The 21877-nt window shown below is 53.7% G+C and carries 24 protein-coding genes; 21 read left to right on the top strand and 3 right to left on the bottom strand.

From position 1 onward, the window contains the following. Positions 1–62 precede the first annotated feature (62 nt). On the bottom strand, positions 63–755 hold the full coding sequence (locus tag GPM19_RS08585) for a response regulator transcription factor (protein ID WP_160418627.1): 693 nt from the start codon (positions 753–755) through the stop codon (positions 63–65). A gap of 347 nt (positions 756–1102) precedes the next feature. Here GPM19_RS08585 and GPM19_RS08580 point away from each other — a divergent pair, with 347 nt between their 5' ends. The 3 genes from GPM19_RS08580 to GPM19_RS08570 all read left to right on the top strand — a co-directional run bounded on the left by GPM19_RS08580 (position 1103) and on the right by GPM19_RS08570 (position 3993). After that, entirely contained in the window at positions 1103–2245 is a 1143-nt protein-coding gene (locus GPM19_RS08580) for a histone deacetylase-like amidohydrolase (RefSeq protein ID WP_160418626.1), read from the top strand. Beyond that, positions 2245–3213 carry a branched-chain amino acid transaminase gene (locus GPM19_RS08575; protein ID WP_160418625.1) on the top strand — a complete coding sequence of 323 codons (969 nt, stop codon included), beginning with the start codon at positions 2245–2247 and terminating at the stop codon, positions 3211–3213. The genes GPM19_RS08580 and GPM19_RS08575 overlap by 1 nt, the downstream gene beginning before the upstream one ends. Before the next feature lie 114 nt (positions 3214–3327). Next, positions 3328–3993 (top strand): SDR family oxidoreductase, encoded by a 666-nt coding sequence (locus GPM19_RS08570; RefSeq protein ID WP_160418624.1) that lies wholly within the window; start codon positions 3328–3330, stop codon positions 3991–3993. Positions 3994–4074: 81 nt separating this feature from the next. On the opposite strand, the gene GPM19_RS08565 is transcribed toward GPM19_RS08570, so the two are convergent. Beyond that, positions 4075–4446 carry a hypothetical protein gene (locus GPM19_RS08565; RefSeq protein ID WP_160418623.1) on the bottom strand — a complete coding sequence of 124 codons (372 nt, stop codon included), beginning with the start codon at positions 4444–4446 and terminating at the stop codon, positions 4075–4077. A gap of 179 nt (positions 4447–4625) precedes the next feature. Here GPM19_RS08565 and GPM19_RS08560 point away from each other — a divergent pair, with 179 nt between their 5' ends. The 5 genes from GPM19_RS08560 to GPM19_RS08540 all read left to right on the top strand — a co-directional run bounded on the left by GPM19_RS08560 (position 4626) and on the right by GPM19_RS08540 (position 9225). Further along, entirely contained in the window at positions 4626–4799 is a 174-nt protein-coding gene (locus tag GPM19_RS08560) for a DUF2970 domain-containing protein (RefSeq protein ID WP_114487064.1), read from the top strand. 127 nt (positions 4800–4926) lie between these two features. Beyond that, positions 4927–6042, top strand: a complete 1116-nt coding sequence (coxB, locus tag GPM19_RS08555) for a cytochrome c oxidase subunit II (protein WP_160418622.1) — start codon at positions 4927–4929, stop codon at positions 6040–6042. Positions 6043–6099: 57 nt separating this feature from the next. Continuing rightward, positions 6100–7734 (top strand): cytochrome c oxidase subunit I, encoded by a 1635-nt coding sequence (gene ctaD, locus GPM19_RS08550; RefSeq protein WP_160418621.1) that lies wholly within the window; start codon positions 6100–6102, stop codon positions 7732–7734. Between the two features lie 34 nt (positions 7735–7768). Further along, positions 7769–8368, top strand: coding sequence for a cytochrome c oxidase assembly protein (locus tag GPM19_RS08545; protein ID WP_160418620.1), 600 nt, complete (start codon positions 7769–7771; stop codon positions 8366–8368). After that, complete coding sequence (locus tag GPM19_RS08540; protein ID WP_160418619.1) at positions 8365–9225, top strand: cytochrome c oxidase subunit 3; 861 nt, start codon at positions 8365–8367, stop codon at positions 9223–9225. The genes GPM19_RS08545 and GPM19_RS08540 overlap by 4 nt, the downstream gene beginning before the upstream one ends. Positions 9226–9228: 3 nt before the next feature. Here GPM19_RS08540 and GPM19_RS08535 read toward each other — a convergent pair whose 3' ends face one another. Beyond that, positions 9229–9420 (bottom strand): DUF2909 family protein, encoded by a 192-nt coding sequence (locus GPM19_RS08535; RefSeq protein ID WP_160418618.1) that lies wholly within the window; start codon positions 9418–9420, stop codon positions 9229–9231. On the opposite strand from GPM19_RS08535, the gene GPM19_RS08530 reads away from it, so the two are divergent. The 13 genes from GPM19_RS08530 to GPM19_RS08470 all read left to right on the top strand — a co-directional run bounded on the left by GPM19_RS08530 (position 9401) and on the right by GPM19_RS08470 (position 21865). Then, entirely contained in the window at positions 9401–10108 is a 708-nt protein-coding gene (locus tag GPM19_RS08530; protein WP_227842288.1) for an SURF1 family protein, read from the top strand. The genes GPM19_RS08535 and GPM19_RS08530 overlap by 20 nt on opposite strands. Positions 10109–10131: 23 nt before the next feature. Continuing rightward, a complete protein-coding gene (locus GPM19_RS08525) occupies positions 10132–10728 on the top strand; it encodes a redox-active disulfide-containing membrane protein (RefSeq protein ID WP_160418617.1) in 597 nt (198 codons plus the stop codon). Between the two features lie 38 nt (positions 10729–10766). Next, positions 10767–11819, top strand: a complete 1053-nt coding sequence (locus GPM19_RS08520) for a COX15/CtaA family protein (RefSeq protein WP_160418616.1) — start codon at positions 10767–10769, stop codon at positions 11817–11819. Then, positions 11812–12732 (top strand): heme o synthase, encoded by a 921-nt coding sequence (gene cyoE / locus GPM19_RS08515; protein ID WP_160418777.1) that lies wholly within the window; start codon positions 11812–11814, stop codon positions 12730–12732. Before GPM19_RS08520 ends, cyoE begins: the two co-directional genes overlap by 8 nt. A 105-nt stretch (positions 12733–12837) precedes the next feature. Beyond that, entirely contained in the window at positions 12838–13305 is a 468-nt protein-coding gene (locus GPM19_RS08510) for a DUF2489 domain-containing protein (RefSeq protein WP_160418615.1), read from the top strand. Positions 13306–13606: 301 nt separating this feature from the next. Then, complete coding sequence (locus tag GPM19_RS08505) at positions 13607–14482, top strand: OmpA family protein (RefSeq protein ID WP_160418614.1); 876 nt, start codon at positions 13607–13609, stop codon at positions 14480–14482. Positions 14483–14705: 223 nt separating this feature from the next. Then, positions 14706–16628 carry a threonine--tRNA ligase gene (gene thrS / locus GPM19_RS08500; RefSeq protein ID WP_160418613.1) on the top strand — a complete coding sequence of 641 codons (1923 nt, stop codon included), beginning with the start codon at positions 14706–14708 and terminating at the stop codon, positions 16626–16628. Positions 16629–16640: 12 nt separating this feature from the next. Further along, on the top strand, positions 16641–17180 hold the full coding sequence (infC, locus tag GPM19_RS08495; RefSeq protein WP_268877320.1) for a translation initiation factor IF-3: 540 nt from the start codon (positions 16641–16643) through the stop codon (positions 17178–17180). Between the two features lie 81 nt (positions 17181–17261). Further along, on the top strand, positions 17262–17456 hold the full coding sequence (gene rpmI, locus GPM19_RS08490; protein WP_160418612.1) for a 50S ribosomal protein L35: 195 nt from the start codon (positions 17262–17264) through the stop codon (positions 17454–17456). A 67-nt stretch (positions 17457–17523) separates the two neighbouring features. Then, positions 17524–17877 carry a 50S ribosomal protein L20 gene (rplT, locus tag GPM19_RS08485; RefSeq protein ID WP_114487050.1) on the top strand — a complete coding sequence of 118 codons (354 nt, stop codon included), beginning with the start codon at positions 17524–17526 and terminating at the stop codon, positions 17875–17877. A gap of 175 nt (positions 17878–18052) precedes the next feature. Continuing rightward, the gene (pheS, locus tag GPM19_RS08480; protein WP_160418611.1) at positions 18053–19072 is read left to right on the top strand and encodes a phenylalanine--tRNA ligase subunit alpha; all 1020 of its coding nucleotides are present in this window, start codon (positions 18053–18055) and stop codon (positions 19070–19072) included. Between the two features lie 26 nt (positions 19073–19098). Next, a complete protein-coding gene (gene pheT / locus GPM19_RS08475) occupies positions 19099–21480 on the top strand; it encodes a phenylalanine--tRNA ligase subunit beta (RefSeq protein WP_160418610.1) in 2382 nt (793 codons plus the stop codon). 88 nt (positions 21481–21568) lie between these two features. Then, complete coding sequence (locus tag GPM19_RS08470) at positions 21569–21865, top strand: integration host factor subunit alpha (protein ID WP_160418609.1); 297 nt, start codon at positions 21569–21571, stop codon at positions 21863–21865. Positions 21866–21877: the final 12 nt, after the last annotated feature.

Raw genomic sequence — 21877 nt, 5'->3', positions numbered from 1 at the left:
CCCCTTTATAGTGCTGCACTTATTGCTTGAATTCAGGAGTCTATGAATCCAGGAGCACAGCGTTAACCATGCCTTTTTCCATTCCGGTTACTGTCGATATGAGGCAAGATCGGCCCGATATTCTGATGAATCCAATTCAAGGCCTGGATACGGTTGTGCACATTGATCTTGCGGAAGATGTTGTAAAGGTGAGATTTGACGGTGTGCTCGCTGACAAACAGCTTGTCAGCGATCTGCTGGTTGGATGCCCCGGAACTGAGCAAGGAAATGATTTCCATTTCACGGTTGGTCAGGCCGGCTGCCGGGCGGAACACATTACTCTGATACTTGCGATAAAACAGAATCAGCTGCGCCATGAGGTCGCGTGACATCCAAAGCTCACCCTCCATCAAGCTTTTGATGCCTTTGCAGATCACATCGAGACTCTCGTTACGGTAAAAAATCCCTTTGAGTTGAGCGCAAGCCAAGGCTTCCAGGGCATGATCCATGTCCTTGATATTGAAGGCAGCGATGGGCACCTGTTTCAGGGCTTCCGGAAGCTTTGCTTGCCATTCCGGTAAGGTATCCAGGCTGATGTGGTCCATGTCGATCAGCAACAGTGCTTTTTCGGGTGGAGTGACCGTAAGCACGGCAGACGGTGGATACACCGTGGCATTATAGCCGGTGTGCTGAATCAAATAGTCAACAAATAATTGAGTTTGCGGACTTTTTTCGGTTATTACATAAACCTGATCGGATGATGTCGCCAGAGTCATTAGGTAACTCTCCTGAAAAAATGATGATTAAGCAGTCTATGAAAGATTCTTCAATAAGCATTTTTTTCATAACTTTTTGTTATTAAATACAAATTATCAGTTTGATTAGTTATATTTAATTAAACATCATGTTTAAAAATTACTGCATCTCTCTTTGGTTTTTATTAACTTACATTATTTTGTAAATTAATTTTTTGCATAGTGAGTAAAATCAATAGATACGGCATAACCATTCAAAAACGAACCAGTAAAGATGACTAGCATCACCTCATTCAGTCGAATTAAACATTGGTATGAGGTGAGGCTCAGCTCGACTTCCAAAACCAAAAGCCTTTCGAGGGCAGATAATGAATCAGCATGGCAAAACCACAGGATTCTTCTGGCACGAACGCTGCTTCTGGCATGATCCGGGGGCTATTGGGATATTTTCAGCACCGGGTGAATTTCTGCAACCACAACCGGCATCGGAAAGCCCTGAAAGTAAACGTCGGCTCAAGAACTTGCTGGAAGTCTCGGGCCTGATCGATGAACTGCAGGTAAGAAAAAGTGCCCCTGCCAGTCGCCAGGCACTGGAGCGATTTCACACTTCGCGCTATCTCGATGCCCTCGAGGCAGGCGCCCGGCGAGGAATGGGTGATGCTGGCGATTGCGCACCTTATACAGCGGGAAGTCTGGCGGCGGCGCGTCAGTCTGCGGGTTTGGCGCTTGAAGCTGTCGAAGCGGTCACAGGAGGCGAGTTGAGCAATGCCTATGCCTTGTGCCGTCCGCCGGGCCACCATGCGGAGTCCGATCGCGGTCGGGGTTTCTGTCTTTTGGGCAATATTCCCATCGCGGTGATGCATGCTCGTTCGCTCGGCCTGGCCAAACGGGTGGCGATCCTTGATTGGGACGTTCATCACGGCAATGGCCAGCAGGCCGCCTTTTATGACGACCCCGACGTCTTGACGGTATCGATACATCAAGCAGGCAATTACCCGCTGGATACCGGTGGCTTCGATGAGCGAGGCGAAGGTGCAGGCCAGGGCGCCAATCTCAACCTGCCGTTACCTCCTGGGTGCGGGATTGGGGCTTATCGCTATGCCATGGCTGAGCTGATACTTCCGGCTATTGAGGCATTTTCGCCAGAATTGATTGTGGTGGCCTGTGGCTATGATGCCTGCGGCAAAGATCCGCTCGGCAAGATGCTGCTCAATAGCCGGGCATTTGCTGAAATGACCTCAGAGGTCAAGGCGCTGGCAGAGCGCTGCTGCGAGGGGCATTTAGTGATGATTCACGAAGGTGGCTACTCGGAAGGCTATGTTCCGTTGTGCGGCCATGCGGCGATCTCGGTATTGGCCGAAAGCGAGATCCAGGTGCCTGATCCTCAGAATGATGAAATTGCTGCCTGGGGTTATCAAGCGTTGCAGCCCCATCAACGTGACTTGATCGATGAGTGGGTCCGGGTGTGGGACACTCAAGAAAAGGCAGCTGACGAACGAGGGGAATATTGATGACACCACTATACGACCGGGATGGCTGGATCTGGCAAGATGGCGAGTGGCTTCCGTGGCGTGAGGCCACCACGCATTTGCTGACCCATACATTACATTATGGGATGGGCTGTTTTGAGGGAGTACGGGCTTACGAGGGGCCAAGTGGAACCCATCTTTTCAGAGTGGCGGAGCATACGCGGCGTCTACTGGATAGCGCGCACGCCCTGGATATGCCGCTTGCCTTCACTGCCAACGACTTGATCGAGGCCCAGCGTGATTGCCTGAAGAAGAATGCCCTGACCAATGCCTACCTCAAGCCCACCGTTTACTTCGGTGCCGAGGGAATGGGCCTGAGAGCCAAGGGGCTAACCGTGCATGCCATGATCGCGGCCTGGGATCTAGGCGACTACATTTCTCCTGAAGCTGCCTCGATTGGCCTGCGGGCACTGACATCTTCCTGGGCACGTCATCACGTCAACGTCAGCCTGTGTCGCGCCAAGACCAATGGACATTATGTCAATTCGATGCTGGCGCTCAATACGGCCGTCAAGGCCGGTTTCGATGAGACGATCATGCTCGATACGGAAGGCTATGTAGCCGAAGCGTCAGCGGCCAATATCTTTTTGCTGCGCGATGGTGTGCTGCATACCCCTGAGGTGACCTCCTGCCTCCAGGGCATTACTCGCGATAGCGTGATTCGTCTGGCACGCGAGGTGCTGAAACTGGATGTTCAGGAGCGCCGCATTACCCGCGATGAGCTGTATACCGCAGATGAGGCTTTTCTGACAGGCACTGCCGCCGAGATACTGCCTCTGCGGGAGCTCGACGGACGCCATGTAGGTGCTCGAGCAGGCGCACCACCCCCCACTCAGCCTATTGCCGACGACTCGGTGACGGCCCAACTGCAACGCCTTTATCGGCGGGTTGTGCGTGGTGAGACGGGAAATGAGCTGCAGGCATTCAGTGGCTGGCTGACCCCAGTTTAGTCAGGGCGATGTTATTCATCCAAGAAGCCGTTAGCAGTTATTTTGTCGCTTTGAAACCGGGGTCAACTAGGCTCATAGTCATGGCTGCCATTTTTGTATTTCACAGGAGGTGTTATGTCTTCCACGGTCTTGATCACCGGTGCCAATCGTGGTGTCGGTTTGGCGTTGGCGCAGCATTATCAGCAGGCCGGCTGGGATGTCATCGGGGTTTGTCGCAGCACTTCACAGGAACTCGCTGAAGCTGCCCGACAAGTCATCGATAACATCGATGTCACCCAGGCCCAGGACGTAGGGCGACTGGCCGAAAAGCTCAACGGCGTCTCGCTCGATCTGTTGATCAACAATGCCGGGCTGCTACATGACGAATCCCTAGGGTCAATTGATTTCGACAGTATCCGCGAACAGATGGAGGTCAATGCCTATGCACCGTTACGGGTGACCGAGGCCTTGCTGCCATGCTTAGGAGATGGGGCTAAAATCGCCAATATTACCAGCCGCATGGGGTCGATGGCCGACAATGATTCCGGTGGGCGCTATGGCTACCGTGCCTCAAAAGCCGCATTGAATGCCTTTGGCAAGTCGTTGGCGGTAGATCTCGCTCCTCAGGGCATCGCCGTGGCACAGTTGCATCCAGGCTACGTGAAGACTCGCATGGTCAATTTCGGCGGCATGATTACCCCGGAAGAGGCGGCAGCCGGGATTGCCGAACGTATCGAGGCATTGAGCCTTGAGACAACCGGGGGTTTCTGGCACAGCAATGGTGAGCCACTGCCTTGGTAGGCATCGCAAGAAACCGCCGCCAAGGATCCAGTCAGGTGGCGGTTATTCTATGAATCCAGGTTTGAAGCTTTGGGTTTCTGGTTAGATTTCATCCCACAGTTGACGCCGAAAATCGGTGGTTAATTCGGCAACCTTGTTCATTCGACTGTAGTGGGCCTCCGTCATGGTGTTGATCATGTCCTGATAGCAGCTAGCTATCGCCTCCTGGGATGGCGGTCCGTCATCAGCAGTGAAACACTGTGAGAGCTTTTCGCCACTTTCCGCCAAGGTATGCAGAAACTGCGCTTCCATCTGCATGGCTTGGGTGAGGCTTTTCAGCCATGCCTCTTGCATTTTTATCACTGGGACGAAGCCTTGCAGCATTTGCTGGCTCCACCACTCCATACCTGGCTGAGTAGTGGGAAACTCCGTGAAGAGAGTATCGAGCTTCTTTTCAGGCTTTTGGGTGCCCATTTTGAGACTCCTTGTTATTTAGCTTCATTAAAAAGTGTGTGCTTATTCTAGAAAAGGGTCTTTTAATCAGTATAGCCAACGCATGCGATGAATAAAGCGCTACAGCAGTTATTTTAATGAAAATAAAGCGCGTTTGTAACAAATTGAAATTGATGTGAGTGCAATATAAGGAGAATTTTATGTGGGGCTTAATAAAATCTGTACTAGCAGCTTTTCTAGGGGTGCAAAAGGAAGAACAGCGACGTAAGGATTTTAGTGCCTCGAGCCCATGGGGCTTCATTATTACGGCGGTCATTCTGGCGATAATCTTCGTGGTAGGCCTGGCTGGGTTGGCGATATGGGTGGCGCGATGAAAAGCGTTGAGAGCGAAACCTATGTTGAAGGTGACGAATAGCTTAGGGTTTCTATACTGCTATTAACTCATATAACCCTGACCTGATTTAAAAGTGAGTAATAACAACAATAACTGCGGAGGTATCCATGCGATCACTGTGGCGTTGGATCGTCAGTAGCAGCGTTTTCCTGAGTATCACGTCGGTGCATGCCAACGGCTGGAACATGCCGCGGGGCGTCACCGACGTCAGTGGCGAAATTTACGGCTTGCATATGACCATCTTCTGGATATGTGTGGTCATCGGCGCTGTCGTCTTTGGGGCGATGTTCTATTCCTTGTTTCGCTATCGGCATTCCAAGGGAGCCAAGTCAGCCAATTTCCATGAGCACACCACCGTTGAAATCTTCTGGACGACCATTCCTTTGCTGATTCTGGTGGGTATGGCTGTGCCGGCCACGGCGACATTGACCAAGATGTACGATGCTTCCGAGGCTGATTTGGATGTCATGATCATCGGCCAGCAATGGCGCTGGCGCTATGAGTACCTAGGCGAAGAAGTGGCTTTCACTTCCAACATGAGTACGCCAAGGGCTCAGATCTCGGGTGAAGAGGGCTTCGGTGAGCATTATCTTAGAGAAGTGGATGAGCCGCTCGTGTTGCCGATCAATCGCAAGGTACGTTTTCTGATGACCTCCGATGATGTCATCCATTCCTGGTGGGTGCCGGAACTGGCCGTCAAGCAAGATACTATTCCTGGGTTCATTAACGAAAACTGGGTGAATATCAATGAACCGGGGATTTATCGGGGGCAGTGCGCGGAATTATGTGGCATCGACCATGCGTTCATGCCGATTGTCGTGCACGCCATGGAGGAAGCGGAATTCGACGCATGGATGGTGGAGCGCAAGGAGGCCATGAAGCAGGAAGCCTTAGGGGTCGATCGTGAATGGGAAATGCAGGAACTGATGGCACGAGGCGAGACTGTCTTCGAGTCGATATGCGCCGCTTGCCACCAAAGTGAAGGCCAAGGTGCGCCTCCGGCATTTCCGGCATTGGCCGGTAACGCAAGATTGATCGAGGATCGTGAATGGCATATCCAGACCGTGATCAATGGGGTTTCCGGTACGGCCATGCCGGCATTTCGCAATACGCTGAATCCGGTGGAGTTGGCATCTGTGGTGACCTATACGCGTAATGCCTGGGGTAACGATACGGGTGACAGCGTGCAACCCGCTGATATAGCCAGGCGTCTTGCTCAATAACGTTTCGTGATGACGAGCTTTCTCTATTCCAAAAAAACACAATTTCTGGAGAGTTTCATGGCGCCTAAGTTACCTCCGACCTATCCTCTTGAGCACAGTGCGACCACTGCGGCCGGGAGCCAGGCTCCAACGCATCATGCGCCGCCACGCGGTCTCCTGCGCTGGTTATTGACCACCAATCATAAAGAGATTGGTTCCTTGTATTTGATCTTTTCCTTGATCATGTTCTTCATCGGCGGAATTTTCGCACTGGTGATACGAGCGGAGCTATTCCAGCCAGGCCTGCAATTGGTCAACCCTGAGTTTTTCAACCAGATGACCACCATGCATGGGTTGATCATGGTGTTCGCTGCGGTAATGCCGGCCTTTACCGGCCTGGCTAACTGGATGATTCCGCTGCAGATCGGAGCGCCGGACATGGCATTGCCGCGACTCAATAACTTCAGTTTCTGGTTGTTGCCGGTAGCCTTCACCTTGTTGCTTTCCACACTTTTCATGCCTGGCGGCGGTCCGAATTTCGGCTGGACGTTTTATGCGCCGCTTTCCACCACCTATGCACCGCCCTCGACGACCTTCTTCATTCTAGCGCTACATATTGCCGGTATTAGTTCGATACTGGGAGCGATCAATATTATCGCCACCATCCTGAATATGCGTGCACCGGGCATGCGCATGATGGACATGCCGCTGTTCGTGTGGACCTGGCTGATTACCGCCTTTCTATTGATTGCCGTCATGCCGGTATTGGCGGGAGTCATCACCATGATGCTGATGGACATCAACTTCGGGACCAGTTTTTTTAGTGCGGCGGGTGGCGGTGACCCAGTGCTTTTCCAGCACCTCTTCTGGTTTTTCGGCCATCCCGAAGTGTACATAATGATTCTGCCGGCCTTCGGTATCGTCTCGGTGATTATTCCGACCTTCGCGCGCAAACCGCTGTTCGGCTATCCCTCGATGGTGTATGCGACTGCCTCGATCGCATTGCTGTCATTCATGGTGTGGGCACATCATATGTTCGTGGTGGGGCTGCCGCTGGCAGCTGAACTATTTTTCATGTACTCCACCATGCTGATCGCCGTTCCCACCGGGGTGAAGATATTCAACTGGATCACCACTTTATTTCGCGGCTCGATCAGTTTTGAATCGCCCATGTTGTTCTCATTGGCATTTGTGGTGTTATTCACCATTGGGGGCTTTTCCGGCTTGATGCTGGCTATTTCTCCTGCAGATTTTCAATATCACGACACCTACTTTGTGGTGGCGCACTTTCATTACGTACTAGTACCTGGGGCGGTGTTTGCGATCATGGCGGCGGTTTATTACTGGCTGCCCAAGTGGACGGGCCATTACCCTAATGAGCGTTTAGCCCAATGGCACTTCTGGCTTTCCGTGATCGGGGTCAACCTGACGTTCTTTCCCATGCACTTTTCTGGGCTTGCCGGCATGCCCCGGCGAATTCCGGACTATGCCCTGCAGTTTGCCGACTTCAATATGCTTTCCAGCCTTGGGGCCTTTCTTTTCGGCTTTTCTCAGCTGTTGTTTGTACTGGGTGTAGTGCTTTGCGTTCGTGGAGGCAAGAAGGCCCCCGCTCAAGCATGGGAAGGCGCATGGGATCTCGAATGGACGGTGCCCAGTCCGGCTCCCTTGCACACCTTTGAAACACCGCCTGTGTTCAAGCGCCCGACCCCCTGAATCATGGCCAAACCTATAGGTATGAGGTGGCGATATGAACAATCAACAACAAGAAATTTTCGAGCAGAGTGTAGGCATTCGGCGAACGGTAGGGAGAAGCATTGCAGCGCTAGTGGGCATGTTTGCCTTTGCGTTTGCACTGGTACCGCTGTATGACGCTTTTTGTCGCCTTACCGGGATTAACGGCAAGGTGGATACCACGGCGCAGGCATTTGTGCATGAAAGCGTGGACGAATCGCGTTATGTCACCGTGCAATTCATTACCCGCGGAAGTGCGGGCTTGCCGTGGAAAATGGACGTGGAAACCCAACAAGTTCGCGTTCACCCTGGCCAGCCGACGGAAGTGGATTTCACGTTCAGCAATCAAAGTGACCAGTCCAACTGGGGGCGAGCGGTACCCAGTGTCTCGCCTTCAGAAGCATCACCGCACTTACGCAAGATGAGCTGCTTCTGCTTTGCCGAACAGCAACTCCAAGCCGGTGAGAAATTGACGATACCGTTGGTATTCCAGCTCACTCATGAACTGCCCGAGGAGATCTCCACTATCACGCTGGTTTACACCCTGTACCCGGTCAAGAATAGGGTCAGCCAGTTATCCAGCCAGCAAACGCAGCATGCGGGAGGCACGATATGAGCGGTGGCACTTATTACGTTCCTGCAACCAGCCGGTGGCCCATATTGGGCTCAGTTGCGCTGGGAATAATGATGTTCGGTATCGGCATGCAGCTGGTCTATGATGCCAGTAGTATCATCATGCTAGTAGGCTTGGTAGGCATACTTTCGGTCATGGGATTCTGGTTTCGCGATGTGGTGCGAGAATCGCGCGGGGGGCTCTACGATACCCAGATGGACCGTTCGTTTCGCTGGGGTATGGGGTGGTTCATCTTTTCCGAGGCGATGTTTTTCGCGGCCTTTTTCGGTGCCTTGTTCTATATACGTACCTTTGCGGTGCCTTGGCTTGGCGGCGAAGGGGAAAAAGGCATTTCCGCCTTGCTATGGCCTGATTTCGTGCCCCAATGGCCGTTGATGAATCCCCCGGATGAAGCTGTCGTGGGTCCAAGAGGAATCTTCAGCCCGTGGCAGTTGCCGTTGGTCAATACGCTGATACTGGTAACATCCAGTATTACCTTGACCGTAGCGCATGAGGCGCTGAAGGAAGGCCATCGCAAGATATGCCGTAACTGGCTGACAGGTACGGTACTACTTGGTCTGTGTTTTATTCTGATTCAGGGACTTGAGTATTACGAAGCCTATGCGCATTACGGTATCACCCTTGAAGCCGGCATTTTCGGTGCTACCTTTTTCATTCTCACCGGATTTCATGGGGTCCACGTAATAGTGGGAACGATCATCCTGACGGTAATGCTTGTCCGTGTGCATCAGGGCCATTTTGCAAAGGAAAACCACTTCGCTTTCGAAGCCGCCTCCTGGTACTGGCATTTCGTGGATGTGGTATGGATCGGGTTGTTCATTTTCGTGTACGTCATCTAGCGCCTAACCTAGTTGACCCGACAGGAAGCCGTATAGCAGCAGGCCCATCAATAGGCATCCAAGGCCGATACGCCATTTCAATGAGGACAACAAGCGTCGAGAGGCTGAGTCATCACGTAATAAAAAGCCCGCACCTGCACCTAGGCTGATCACCATGGCGAAAAAGACAAGAGCAATGAATACTTTGAGTAACATGGCGGTTTCCTCGAAAACTGGCTGGCGTCTAGGGGGATGGTGCATTTTCTGGTCATTGATTGTGATAACGGGAATAGCTCTGGGACTATGGCAGTGGGAAAGAGCCATTGACAAGCAAAATGCAATAGCGCAGCGAGAGGCTGCCCCCGCACTGGTCAATCCCGACACTTCACCCAGTGACGGCGCCTGGGTCACTGTAACGGGCGACTATCTGGCAGAGCATACCCTGTTCCTGGATAACCGGATTCTTGGCCGGCGCCTGGGTGTCGCGGTACTGACGCCTTTACGTGATGAACAGGGACGCCTCTGGCTGATGCAACGGGGGTTTCTGGAAACCGGTCCTAGCCGAGCGACGCCAGAAACGACGACACCCAGCGGCCCTGTAGAAGTTCGAGGTCGTTGGCAAGAAGCGGGCGATCGAGGGCCTTTATTCGGTCCCAATGCCGAACAACAACGGCTACAGCAGATTCGCCTTGAAGCATGGTCCATACGGGGTGAATTTGCCTATCCGGGCTGGTTGCATCTGGAAGAAGGTCCCGGTGTGCTGGATAGCTGGTGGAAACCTAACGTAATGCCACCCAGTCGGCATTTCGGCTATGCCGTCCAATGGTGGGGGTTGGCGTTGGCCGCGGCGGTTGTCATGCTCCTCGGGGGGCATCGTTTGCACCGCGATAGGCGGGATGAATAAACACAATAAAAGGAGCGGGCTTCATGAAATATTTGAGCAGAGCGGGACGCCAAAAACTCAAGCTCGTGCTTTTGATCAGCGTGTTTCTGTTACCCATGGTGGCGGCCTGGGGCATGGTGGAATGGCGACTGGGTATACCCGAGCAACGCACCGCACACGGGATTCTGAACCCGGAAATTCCACCGCTTTCAGATTGGCCTCTAGAAGACGTAGCGTATTCGAAAACGCAAGAAACAGTCCCTGAAGGCACGACCCTTGAAAAAAATGCCCTAGAAAGTACAGCGACTGAAGCTCCCGAAGGGCAAATCTCCGAGACTTGGATATTGGCATTTGACTGCAAGGAAGATTGCACTGCCCAGGCGGACCAGTGGTGGCGTCTGCATCGGGCGCTGGGGCGTGAGGCCGTTCGTGTCAGTCGCCTGCGGATTGGAGGTGCCGTCGAGGCATTGCCTGGTGAAAAAGTGGGAGACTGGCAAGCACGTCCCGGCTGGGTAAAGGAGGGGGATATATGGATTCTCGACCCCCAAGGTCGCCCGGTTTTGGCATTCAGTGGCGGCACACAAGCGGCTGACGTACTCAAGGACATCAAGCATTTGTTGCGCGTGAATCCAGACTATTGAACAAAATCCATGGGCGGCGGCAAAAGGACGAATACTCAATGGCAAGTCACCTTCTAGAGTCTCGTTTGAGATGGCTTCTGCGGCTGACATTGGCGGGGACGGTCTTTACCGCCATCGTGATACTGGTTGGCGCATGGACACGTTTGGTCGATGCCGGTCTAGGTTGCCCGGACTGGCCGGGATGTTATGGAAGACTGGTGGTGCCTGACACTGGCTATGCTGCCTTGCGCCATCCAGAGTCTCCACTGGAACCTTTCAAGGCCTGGATGGAAATGATTCATCGCTATATCGCGACACTCTTGGGGGTCGCGGTCCTGGGAGTGGTCGCGCTTGGATGGCGTTTACGACACGCACGACAATATCCATGGCGGCTGAGTATCGCGTTGCTGGTAGTGATCCTCCTTCAAGGCGCTTTTGGCGCATTCACAGTGACATTGCAGTTATGGCCCCAAGTGGTGACGTTGCATCTGCTGGGCGGCTTGAGTGTGTTAATCATTTTTCTTTGGTTACACTTGAGGTTGCGACGATTTGCGGCAGGGCGTCCATATTCATCACCTAGGCGGCTGAATGCCTTGTGGCTGGGAGCCGCGGCGATACTGGTCATGCAGCTGGCGCTGGGAGGGTGGGTCTCAAGCAATTATGCGGGTATTGCCTGCCAAGGATTTCCAGCCTGCAATGGCCAGTGGTGGCCGGAAATGGATGTTAGCGAAGGCTTTCATCTGACTCAGACGGTAGGGCCGAACTATCTCTATGGCCAATTACATGCTGATGCACGTACGGCTATCCACATTGCGCATCGGTTAGGCGCTGTGCTGTCGGGAATTGCCCTTTTGACGCTCTGGTTGCGTTATCGACAGCAAGCCTCTTTGCGCGCTGTGCTGTCTGGTGTCGTGGCGGTTTATTTCGTTCAAGGTGGGCTAGGCGTGGCCAATGTGCTGCTTGGGCTGCCGCTATGGCTGGCGCTGTTACATACCGCCGGCGCCATAGCGTTGACGTTAGGTCTAGTGACGGCGTTCTGGACGTGGCGCCATTCCACTGGATGGGAAGAAGATATAACCGTAATCAAGGAGGCAAGCCATGCCAATGCGTAATGGGGCAATGACACTGCAATCGTCGGCGTTTTCGGCGACGGCATGGGGATGGCGAGACTTGCTGGGGTTGTGCAAGCTTCGGGTGGTGGTGGTCATGTTGGTCTGTGCCTTGGTGGGTATGGCATTGGCAACACCGGGAATTCCGCCTATCAGCAATGTTGTGTTCGGCTTGATCGGCATCGGGCTTACCTCCTGTGGAGCCGCTGCCTTCAATCATATTGTCGACCGGCGCCTGGATGCCTTGATGTCACGTACTTCGCATCGGCCAATGGCGAGTAAAAGACTTCCAGTAAGCGTCGGGCTCACCTGGGCAATAATCCTTTCTGGTGCGGGCGTGGGCCTGTTGGCTTGGCAGGTCAATACCCTGACGGCGGTGCTGACGTTTGCCTCCTTGATTGGCTATGCGCTGATCTACACCGCTTTTCTCAAGCGTGCCACACCCCAGAATATTGTTATCGGTGGCGTTGCCGGTGCCGCACCGCCACTACTTGGGTGGACCGCTATTACCGACCAGCTTGGGCCTGAACCGTTATTGCTCTTGCTGATCATTTTTGCCTGGACACCACCGCATTTCTGGGCCTTGGCGATACATAAGTGCGATGACTATGCCCGGGCAGGCATTCCCATGTTGCCGGTAACCCACGGGCTGGCTTTCACTCGTTTGCAGGTGTGGTTATATGGCTGGTTGACAGTGGGAGTCACGTTGTTGCCATTTGTCATTGGCATGAGTGGGGAACTTTACCTGGCGGGCATTGCGCTGTTGAATGGCCGCTTCATGTACTGGAACTGGAAAGTATGGCGAGGCCATGATCCACAAGCACCGATGGCGGCTTTCTGGTTCTCGATCCGTTACTTGCTTGGGGTGTTTGGCGTGTTGCTATTGGATCATTACGCTGCGGTGATGGCGTGGTAACTAAAACTTATTGGGATTTGGTAACCATCTAGGTGGTGTGTACAATTGTCGTCAAGCAATTGTTGGTTTGCAATTTCACGCTGCCGCTGGAGGAACGATATTCCAATGAATACAACCGTTATGCTGATATTACTCGGACTTGGTCTGGTGATAGTGATCGGCCTGGCCGCCTATGCCTTTACCCTACGCCGAGAAGTAAAGCGCCGTGATAGATATCGCCAGGAGGAGGAGCGCCGAGCTCAGGAAAATAGCCTGGAAAATCTCGATTGGGTGATCAGCGCGCTATTGCAAGAACAGGTAGAAATCACTGAAGGAGCCTGGCGGTGTAAGGTCCTCCTGGAAATCATCGATTCAAGCTTGGCCGAACAGGAAAGGTTTCGGGCATTTGCGGAAATGTACAACCGAACTCATCATCTCAAGACGCATTCAGCCCGCAAACAGCTAACACCGCGCGAACGTATGCAAGAAGACAAGCAAAGATTGGAAATCGAAGACGAAATGCGTCCACGCGTATTAGCAGCAGCCGCAGCGGTTAAGGAATGGCGTCAGGAAGGGTCAAATGCCTTGCATTGAAAGTTAATGTTATCTATAAGTTTGGTAAAGAGTCTGAGGGAGGAATCATTTTACTAATCAATTAAATTTAATTTTCTAGGCTGAGCCCCAAACAGCACCTGCAAGAAAGCTTCGAAAATGTGGGTTGTTTTTCGATTCAGTACTGCAATCCATGGTTTCCCATGTAGACTATGATCCTGAACCACAGGTTCCGTTCCAAATAGCTTTTGTTTAGAAGAGCTGGGTTCTTAGCATACATACTGGATGGCTGTAATTTTCCCTGTCGGTCATGTCAGCATTAAACGAAGAAGGAGTTTTATACATGAAAAAATCAACAACTGGCTTGCTACTCGGTTCCGCTTTGGTTGTCGGCCTTTCCGGCTGTGCCAATACGGGGACTCAGGCGTCTGGCCAAGGTGCAGCGGGTGCCAGCAGTGACCGTAGCTGGTACCAGCATCCCATGGTATGTGGTCTGGCGGGTAGTGTGATCGGTGGTGGTATTGGTTATGCCACTAGCAGCACGTCAGATGAAGACAGTGGTGCTGCTATCGGTGCCACCGCTGGTGCTACCATCGGCGCTATGTTGTGTGCTGACAGCACGCCTGTAGCAGTTGCCCCGCAATGCCCGAGCTACGGCGAAGTGCCCGCAGGCGTGGCAGTGGATGCTGAAGGTTGTCCGCTGGATTCCGACAATGACGGTGTAGCGGATTATCGTGACCAGTGTCCGGGAACTCCTGCCGGCGTTGAGGTGAATGCTCAGGGTTGCCCGCTGGATTCCGACAACGACGGCGTGGCGGATTATCGTGACCAGTGTCCTGGTACTCCTGCCGGCGTAGAAGTGAACGCACTGGGTTGCGAGGAAAGCGTTGTACTGGAAGATGTGAATTTCGAGTTTGATTCCGCCCAGCTGACACTCAATGCCCGTGAAGTGCTTGATGATGTCGCTGAACGTCTGGCTAACAACCCCGGTGTGCGCGTGCGTATCGAAGGGCACACTGACGCTGTAGGTTCTGCTGAATACAACAAGGACCTCTCGCAGCGTCGTGCCGAATCTGTCGCTACCTATATGGCTCGGCGTGGCATCAGCGAAGATCGCATGATGGCGGTCGGTTATGGTGAAGAGCGTCCTATCGCAACTAACGAAACCGATGAAGGTCGCGCGCTTAACCGTCGCGTCGAGCTGGATGAGTGGAACTAAGCAAGCCGCTTTCGTATGCAATGACAGATTGAGTATTGCTGTTCATGCGGTGCATGAAAAAGGAGGCCGTTCGGCCTCCTTTTTTGTGTCGCTCAGTTTTTCCCGTTACGTGCATCTGTTAGGCTAGCCAGCGCTATTTAGCACCGCTTTATCCCCTTAACGACCATTGATAGCGAAATGTGATCCTTGGTATGGATCACCACTGCGCTCAAGGAATTATCGAATGCCCATCGTAACGCTGCCGGATGGTAGCCAGAAAACGTTTGATGTCCCTGTTTCCATCATGCAGCTTGCAGCGTCCATTGGCCCTGGTTTGGCCAAGGCCTGTGTGGCAGGCAAGATTGATGGCAATTTGGTGGACGCCGCTGATCTCATTGAACACGATGCCAATGTGGCGATCGTGACGGCACGTGATCCAGAAGGGCTGGAAATTATCCGCCATTCCTGTGCTCACTTGATCGGCCATGCGGTCAAACAGCTTTTTCCTGATGCCAAGATGGCTATTGGTCCGACAATCGATGACGGTTTCTATTACGATATCGATTTTGGGGCCCCTGTCACCCCAGATGATATGGACACGATCGAAAAACGCATGAAAGCGTTGATCGAGCGCGAATACGATGTAGTGCGTGAGTACGTTGACCGTGACAAGGCGATGCTGACTTTCTTGCATCGCGATGAGCCTTATAAGCAGGAAATTATTCGCGAGATACCGGAAGGTGCTTCGATCCGGCTGTATCACCATGAAGAATACACTGATATGTGTCGCGGTCCTCATGTGCCCAACACCCGACACTTGAAAGCTTTTAAATTGACCAAGCTGGCCGGTGCCTACTGGCGTGGCGATGCTTCCAAACCCATGCTGACCCGCCTTTATGGAACGGCCTGGAGTGATAAAAAGCAGCTCAATGCCTACCTGAAACGTCTCGAAGAAGCCGAAAAGCGCGATCACCGTAAGCTGGCGCGTAAGATGGATCTATTTCATCTGCAGGAAGAAGCGCCGGGCATGGTGTTCTGGCATCCCAATGGCTGGACGATGTATCAGGCGTTGGAAGATTACATGCGTCGCATCCAACGCGAACATGGTTACCAGGAAATCCGGACACCCCAAGTGGTCGATTTATCCTTGTGGAAAAAATCAGGCCATTGGGGCCACTACAGCGAGCTGATGTTCACCACGGAATCAGAAAAGCGCGAGTATGCGGTAAAGCCGATGAACTGCCCGTGCCATGTGCAGGTATTCAATCAAGGGCTGAAAAGCTACCGTGACCTGCCGCTGCGTTTGGCGGAATTCGGCAGCTGCCACCGTAACGAGCCTTCCGGTTCCTTGCACGGCCTGATGCGTGTGCGTAGTTTTACCCAGGATGATGCGCATATATTTTGTACGGAAGGGCAGATTCAGGCAGAGGCCGAAGCGTTTATCGCCTTGACCCTTCAGGTATATGAAGCGCTCGGGTTTGATGAAGTGGAGCTTAAGCTCTCGACTCGTCCGGAAGATTTCATGGGGGAGTCTCACCTCTGGGATCAAGCGGAAGCCGGCCTTGAAGTAGCACTTGACTCCACAGGGCTGGAATGGACCCTACAGCCGGGCGAGGGGGCATTTTATGGCCCGAAAATTGAATTTTCTTTGCGAGATTGTCTCAATCGTGTGTGGCAATGTGGTACGCTACAGCTCGATTTTAACTTGCCGGGCAGGTTGGGCGCTCAGTTTGTGGATGAAGATGGCAGCCGAAAAACGCCAGTCATGTTACACAGGGCGATTCTCGGTTCCTTCGAACGCTTTCTGGGAATACTGATTGAACATTATGCCGGTGCCATGCCATTGTGGCTTGCTCCCCAGCAGGTAGTGGTCATGACGATTACTGATGCTCAGCGGGATTATGCCCTTGCGCTAGAGAAACGTTTGCAGAAAAATGGCTTGCGAGCCAAGGCGGACTTGAGGAACGAGAAAATCGGCTTTAAAATCCGCGAGCATACGTTGCAGAAAGTTCCCTATCTCCTGGTGGTAGGAGATAAGGAAGTCGAAGCTGACTCAGTTGCCGTGCGTACGCGTACAGGCGAAAATCTCGGCACCATGACGGTTGATGAATTCATCAAACGAGCGGATGCGGAGCGAGAAGCTCTAGCGATATCGACAATTGCCTAAGGAGACGGAACGATCAAGCGAAGCAGCCAGCGCGGGCGCCCTCAAGACAAGCGCCCCCCAATGAACGAGAGAATTACCGACGAAGAAGTACGCCTGATTGATAGCGACGGTGAGCAGTTGGGCGTAGTGCCCACTACCGAAGCCCTCGAGCGTGCTGAAGCTGCCGGTATGGATCTCGTGCAAATATCAAATGCCGATCCGATCGTGTGTAAGATCATGGATTACGGCAAATTCGTCTTTGAGCAGAAAAAGCAGAAAGCGGCTCAAAAGAAGAAGACAAAGCAAATCCAGGTGAAGGAAGTCAAATTCCGTCCTGGCACCGATGAAGGCGATTATCAGGTCAAGCTGAAAAACCTGACACGCTTTCTGGAAGGTGGTGACAAAGGCAAGGTCACATTGCGCTTCCGTGGGCGGGAAATGGCACACCAGGATATCGGCCGCCGGCTGATGGAACGGATAGCCAACGACCTGGAAGAGATCGGAGCCGTGGAGTCCTTTCCTAAAATGGAAGGACGCCAGATGGTCATGATCATTGCCCCGAAGAAAAAGTGATCCAACGGCGTTTTCAACGGGCCACCGCTGTTGCGGTGGTCGGCCCTGGATTTTCTAAAAAACTTGAGCGGAGTTACTCTCATGCCGAAAATCAAGAGCAACAGTGGTGCTGCGAAGCGCTTCAAGAAGACAGCTAGCGGCTTCAAGCACAAGCAGTCTTTCCGTAGCCACATTCTGACCAAGAAGTCGAGCAAGCGTAAGCGTCACCTGCGGGGTACGAAGCTGATTCACGATGCCGATAAGGCGCTGATTCAGCGTATGCTGCCCAACCTCTAAGGTTACGTTGTCGTTTTCTCTGGATGCCGTGAATACTCGGCATCAGCTATAAAGTCAGGAGTGTGTTATGGCCCGTGTCAAACGTGGCGTTGTCGCCCGTCGTCGTCACAAGAAGATTCTTAAGCAAGCTAAAGGTTACTATGGTGCGCGGTCACGCGTTTTCCGTGTAGCCAAGCAGGCTGTCATCAAAGCTGGTCAGTATGCCTATCGCGACCGCCGTAACCGCAAGCGTCAGTTCCGTGCGTTGTGGATTCAGCGTATCAACGCTGGTGCTCGTCAGAACGGCATGTCCTACAGCCGTTTTGTCGGTGGCCTGAAGAAAGCCGGTATCGAGATTGATCGCAAGGTACTGGCTGATCTGGCCGTTCACGAGAAGGCAGCATTTGCCGCTATCGTGGAAAAAGCCAAGGCTGCCCAGTAAAGGCATACATGCCGGGCAACTGAAGAGTTGCACAACTGTACTGCATGATATGTCCGTGGTCATTTCAGTGTGACCCATCCAGGGGAAGAGCAGCCGCTCTTCCCCTGTTTTTTTGTCACCCTATTGTTGCCTCCCCAATGCTGAACTTGGGGCCGCCTAATTCGGAGTTAATCGGATGGAACACCTTCCCACTCTGGTGTCTGAAGCTCGCCATGCCATCCAGGCAGCGGATAGTGTTGTCGCACTGGAAGAAATTCGTGTCAGCTATCTCGGCAAGAAAGGCGAAGTGACGGCCTTGCTCAAGGGCTTGGGCAAGTTGCCGCCCGAAGAGCGACCTGCTGCTGGTGAGCAGATCAATCAGGCAAAGCAGGCACTGGCCCAGGAAATCGATACGCAACGCCAGCAGCTGGAAGATGTCGCCTTGCAGGCGCGCCTGTCGGCCGAGCGTATCGATGTCACCTTGCCGGGGCGTGGACAGCCAAACGGCGGGTTGCATCCGGTCACACGCACGCTTGAGCGTATCGAGGAACTGTTTACCCGGATTGGCTTTGACGTGGCGGTGGGGCCGGAAATCGAAGACGATTACCATAACTTTGAAGCGCTGAATATTCCGGCTCACCACCCGGCGCGCGGAATGGCGGATACTTTTTATTTTGACGCCACCAGGCTGTTGCGTACCCATACGTCGCCTGTGCAAGTGCGCACCATGAAGGCTGAAGAGCCGCCAATACGCATCGTCTGCCCCGGGCGCGTATATCGCAGCGACTCCGACCTGACCCACACCCCGATGTTTCATCAGGTGGAAGGGTTGTTGGTGGACGAGGATGTCAGTTTTGCCGATCTCAAAGGCACCATAGAAGATTTCCTGCATGCGTTTTTCGAACGTGATGATCTTTCCGTTCGCTTCCGGCCTTCCTATTTTCCCTTCACCGAACCCTCCGCCGAGGTGGATATTCAGTGCGTGATGTGCAGCGGTGAAGGATGCCGTGTGTGTTCAAACAGTGGTTGGCTGGAAGTGATGGGTTGCGGCATGGTGCACCCCGAAGTGTTCCGCCACAGTGGTATCGATAGCGAGCGCTTCACTGGTTTCGCCTTCGGTATGGGAGCCGAACGCTTGGCCATGTTGCGCTATGGTGTCAATGACTTGCGCCTGTTCTTCGAGAACGACCTGCGCTTTCTTCGCCAGTTCGCCTGATACCGCCACCAAACACAGGAATCACCATGAAATTCTCTGAAAAATGGTTGCGTGACTGGGTGTCACCGCAGCTGGATACGCAAGCCATGGCCGACCAAATTACCATGGCGGGTCTGGAAGTGGATGCTGTCGCCCCTGTAGCGGCTGCATTCGGCGGGGTGGTGGTGGCTGAAGTACTCAGCAAGACCCAGCACCCGAATGCCGACAAGCTCAACGTATGCAGCGTGGATGATGGCAGCGGTGATCCTGTCCAGGTGGTATGCGGGGCACCCAACGTCGCAGTGGGGCAGAAAGTGCCTTTTGCGCAGGTTGGTGGGCTATTGCCGGGCGACTTCAGGATCAAGAAAGCCAAGCTGCGCGGTGAAGAGTCCTTCGGCATGATCTGCTCGGCCTCCGAGTTGGGGTTGGAGGAAGAGACGTCTCCCGGCATCCTGGTATTGCCCGATAGCGCCCCGGTAGGAGAGAGCTTTCGCGACTACATGGGCCTCGATGATCACACCATTGAAGTGGATCTCACGCCGAATCGTGGCGATTGCTTGAGCATCAAGGGCATGGCACGAGAAGTGGGAGTACTCAATCGGTTGGCCGTAACAGGGCCCGCGATGGCAGCGATCGAGACTGCTCATGATGAAACCTTTGCGGTAACGCTAGAGGCGCCTGAGAACTGCCCGCGTTATATCGGTCGCTTGATTTCCGAGGTCAATCCGGCTGTCGAAACGCCGCTGTGGATGGTGGAATGCCTTCGCCGAAGTGGTGTGCGCTCGATCGACCCTGTGGTTGATGTCACCAACTACGTCATGCTGGAGTTAGGGCAACCGCTGCATGCCTTTGATCGGGAAAACTTGCAGGGCGGCATTGTGGTGCGTATGGCCAAGCAAGACGAAATGCTGACGTTGCTCGATGGTCAGCGCATCGCCTTGCGTCCTGAAACGCTGGTGATTGCCGATGAAAACGGCCCCTTGGCCATGGCCGGGATCATGGGGGGAGAACATTCGGGCGTCAGCGCAAAAACCCGCACCATTTTTCTGGAATCGGCATTTTTCACCCCGCTGGCGATTGCGGGGCAAGCGCGCTCCTATGGCCTGCATACCGATGCTTCCCATCGATTCGAGCGGGGGGTTGACCCGGGCCTGACCGCATTGGCTGTGGAGCGCGCCACTCAGCTTTTGCTCGAGATATGTGGCGGACGTCCCGGCCCCTTGGTTGAGGCAGTCAGCGAGGCTCATCTGCCTGATTCAGCGCATATTACCCTGCGAGCGCAGCGTTTGGCCCAGGCGCTGGACAAGGACCTGGCTGCGGATGAGGTAACCGATATTTTGCAGCGGCTGGGTATGCAGGTACTTGCCGATGACAACGGCTGGCAGGTTCAGGCGCCCAGTTGGCGGTTTGATATTGCCATCGAAGAGGACTTGATCGAAGAAGTTGCTCGGATACACGGCTATAATAATTTGCCGTCGCGTCGCCCCTCTGCACGCTTGGCATTGCGTTCATCCAACGAAGCGCGCCTGAGTGAATCGCAGCTACGCCATCAGATGGTGGCAAGAGGCTATCAAGAAGCGGTGACCTACAGCTTCGTGGCCCCGGAATTGCAGGCAACGATATTGCCTGATGCGGTTTCACCCAAGCTTGCGAATCCTATTTCCGCCGATCTTTCGGTAATGCGGGCGAGCCTATTCCCCGGCTTGATTCGCGCCATGGAGCACAATCTCAACCGCCAGCAAACCCGCATTCGCTTGTTCGAGACTGGCTTGGTCTTCAACGGTGAACTGGATGGCTTGTCCCAGGTGCCCATGCTGGGTGCTCTGGCTTGCGGTCCGCGTGACGCCGAGGGGTGGGCAGCTAACCGCGACGCCGTGGATTTTTATGATCTCAAGGGTGATCTGGAAAGCGTGCTGGGCCTGGGAGGAAATGCTTCCGACTGGCGTTTCGAGCCCGGCGAGCATCCTGCTCTGCAGCCAGGACAGAGCGCACGTATCCTCTACCAGGGTCAGGAAGCAGGGTGGATCGGTACATTGCATCCTCGTGTTCGCGCCAAGCTCGGGCTGAAAATGGATGCGGTGCTGTTTGAGGTGCGCCTGGATGCCTTGAGCGAAGGCCGTATACCCGCTTTTGAGCCGCTTTCACGCTTTCCCGAGGTGCGTCGGGATCTGGCATTGCTTCTAGACGAGGAAGTGCCGGTTCAGGTATTGCTCGATAGCGTGGAAAGGCATGCCGGCGATTGTCTGACAAGCATCAAATTATTTGATGTGTATGCGGGTAAAGGCGTGCCGGAAGGCCACAAGAGCATCGCCTTGGGCTTGACCTGGCAGCATCCATCACGCACGCTGAATGATGAGGAAATCAATCAGTTGGTGGATACGGTTGTGATCCAGGTGCGTGCTGAGCTGGGTGCAAAACTGCGCGGCTGAGAACGGTAGCTATATGGCAAAAGCGATACGGCGACGGTACGCCCATAACATTCCTGGCGATGCGTTCGCTGCAAGGAGGATAGCCATTATGAGTGCGTTGACCAAAGCGGAACTGGCGGAACATCTGCATGCCGAGCTGGGGTTGTCCAAACGAGAGGCCAAGGCAATGGTGGAAGCCTTCTTCGAGGAAATAAGAGCATGTCTGAGGGAAAACGAGCAGGTGAAGCTTTCCGGTTTCGGTAACTTCGACCTGCGGGACAAGCGCGAACGGCCGGGACGTAACCCTAAGACCGGTGAGGAAATTCCGATTTCCGCACGGCGTGTCGTTACCTTTCGTCCAGGCCAAAAGCTCAAGCAGCAGGTAGAGTCTTATCCCGCTTCATAGTGTTAATGCTGG

Origin of the sequence: Vreelandella zhuhanensis (assembly GCF_009793355.1) — a bacterium.
Classification (GTDB): domain Bacteria; phylum Pseudomonadota; class Gammaproteobacteria; order Pseudomonadales; family Halomonadaceae; genus Vreelandella; species Vreelandella zhuhanensis.
The sequence above is the reverse complement of the archived record's forward strand: the minus strand, read 5'-3'. Positions and strand labels throughout refer to the sequence as shown.

Bases quoted from the DNA above. Each gene is read 5' to 3' on its own strand.
- GPM19_RS08585 (WP_160418627.1), bottom strand. From the start codon at position 755: ATGACTCTGGCGACATCATCCGATCAGGTTTATGTAATAACCGAAAAA.
- GPM19_RS08580 (WP_160418626.1), top strand. From the start codon at position 1,103: ATGAATCAGCATGGCAAAACCACAGGATTCTTCTGGCACGAACGCTGC.
- GPM19_RS08575 (WP_160418625.1), top strand. From the start codon at position 2,245: ATGACACCACTATACGACCGGGATGGCTGGATCTGGCAAGATGGCGAG.
- GPM19_RS08570 (WP_160418624.1), top strand. From the start codon at position 3,328: ATGTCTTCCACGGTCTTGATCACCGGTGCCAATCGTGGTGTCGGTTTG.
- GPM19_RS08565 (WP_160418623.1), bottom strand. From the start codon at position 4,446: ATGGGCACCCAAAAGCCTGAAAAGAAGCTCGATACTCTCTTCACGGAG.
- GPM19_RS08560 (WP_114487064.1), top strand. From the start codon at position 4,626: ATGTGGGGCTTAATAAAATCTGTACTAGCAGCTTTTCTAGGGGTGCAA.
- coxB (WP_160418622.1), top strand. From the start codon at position 4,927: ATGCGATCACTGTGGCGTTGGATCGTCAGTAGCAGCGTTTTCCTGAGT.
- ctaD (WP_160418621.1), top strand. From the start codon at position 6,100: ATGGCGCCTAAGTTACCTCCGACCTATCCTCTTGAGCACAGTGCGACC.
- GPM19_RS08545 (WP_160418620.1), top strand. From the start codon at position 7,769: ATGAACAATCAACAACAAGAAATTTTCGAGCAGAGTGTAGGCATTCGG.
- GPM19_RS08540 (WP_160418619.1), top strand. From the start codon at position 8,365: ATGAGCGGTGGCACTTATTACGTTCCTGCAACCAGCCGGTGGCCCATA.
- GPM19_RS08530 (WP_227842288.1), top strand. From the start codon at position 9,401: ATGAATACTTTGAGTAACATGGCGGTTTCCTCGAAAACTGGCTGGCGT.
- GPM19_RS08535 (WP_160418618.1), bottom strand. From the start codon at position 9,420: ATGTTACTCAAAGTATTCATTGCTCTTGTCTTTTTCGCCATGGTGATC.
- GPM19_RS08525 (WP_160418617.1), top strand. From the start codon at position 10,132: ATGAAATATTTGAGCAGAGCGGGACGCCAAAAACTCAAGCTCGTGCTT.
- GPM19_RS08520 (WP_160418616.1), top strand. From the start codon at position 10,767: ATGGCAAGTCACCTTCTAGAGTCTCGTTTGAGATGGCTTCTGCGGCTG.
- cyoE (WP_160418777.1), top strand. From the start codon at position 11,812: ATGCGTAATGGGGCAATGACACTGCAATCGTCGGCGTTTTCGGCGACG.
- GPM19_RS08510 (WP_160418615.1), top strand. From the start codon at position 12,838: ATGAATACAACCGTTATGCTGATATTACTCGGACTTGGTCTGGTGATA.
- GPM19_RS08505 (WP_160418614.1), top strand. From the start codon at position 13,607: ATGAAAAAATCAACAACTGGCTTGCTACTCGGTTCCGCTTTGGTTGTC.
- thrS (WP_160418613.1), top strand. From the start codon at position 14,706: ATGCCCATCGTAACGCTGCCGGATGGTAGCCAGAAAACGTTTGATGTC.
- rpmI (WP_160418612.1), top strand. From the start codon at position 17,262: ATGCCGAAAATCAAGAGCAACAGTGGTGCTGCGAAGCGCTTCAAGAAG.
- rplT (WP_114487050.1), top strand. From the start codon at position 17,524: ATGGCCCGTGTCAAACGTGGCGTTGTCGCCCGTCGTCGTCACAAGAAG.
- pheS (WP_160418611.1), top strand. From the start codon at position 18,053: ATGGAACACCTTCCCACTCTGGTGTCTGAAGCTCGCCATGCCATCCAG.
- pheT (WP_160418610.1), top strand. From the start codon at position 19,099: ATGAAATTCTCTGAAAAATGGTTGCGTGACTGGGTGTCACCGCAGCTG.
- GPM19_RS08470 (WP_160418609.1), top strand. From the start codon at position 21,569: ATGAGTGCGTTGACCAAAGCGGAACTGGCGGAACATCTGCATGCCGAG.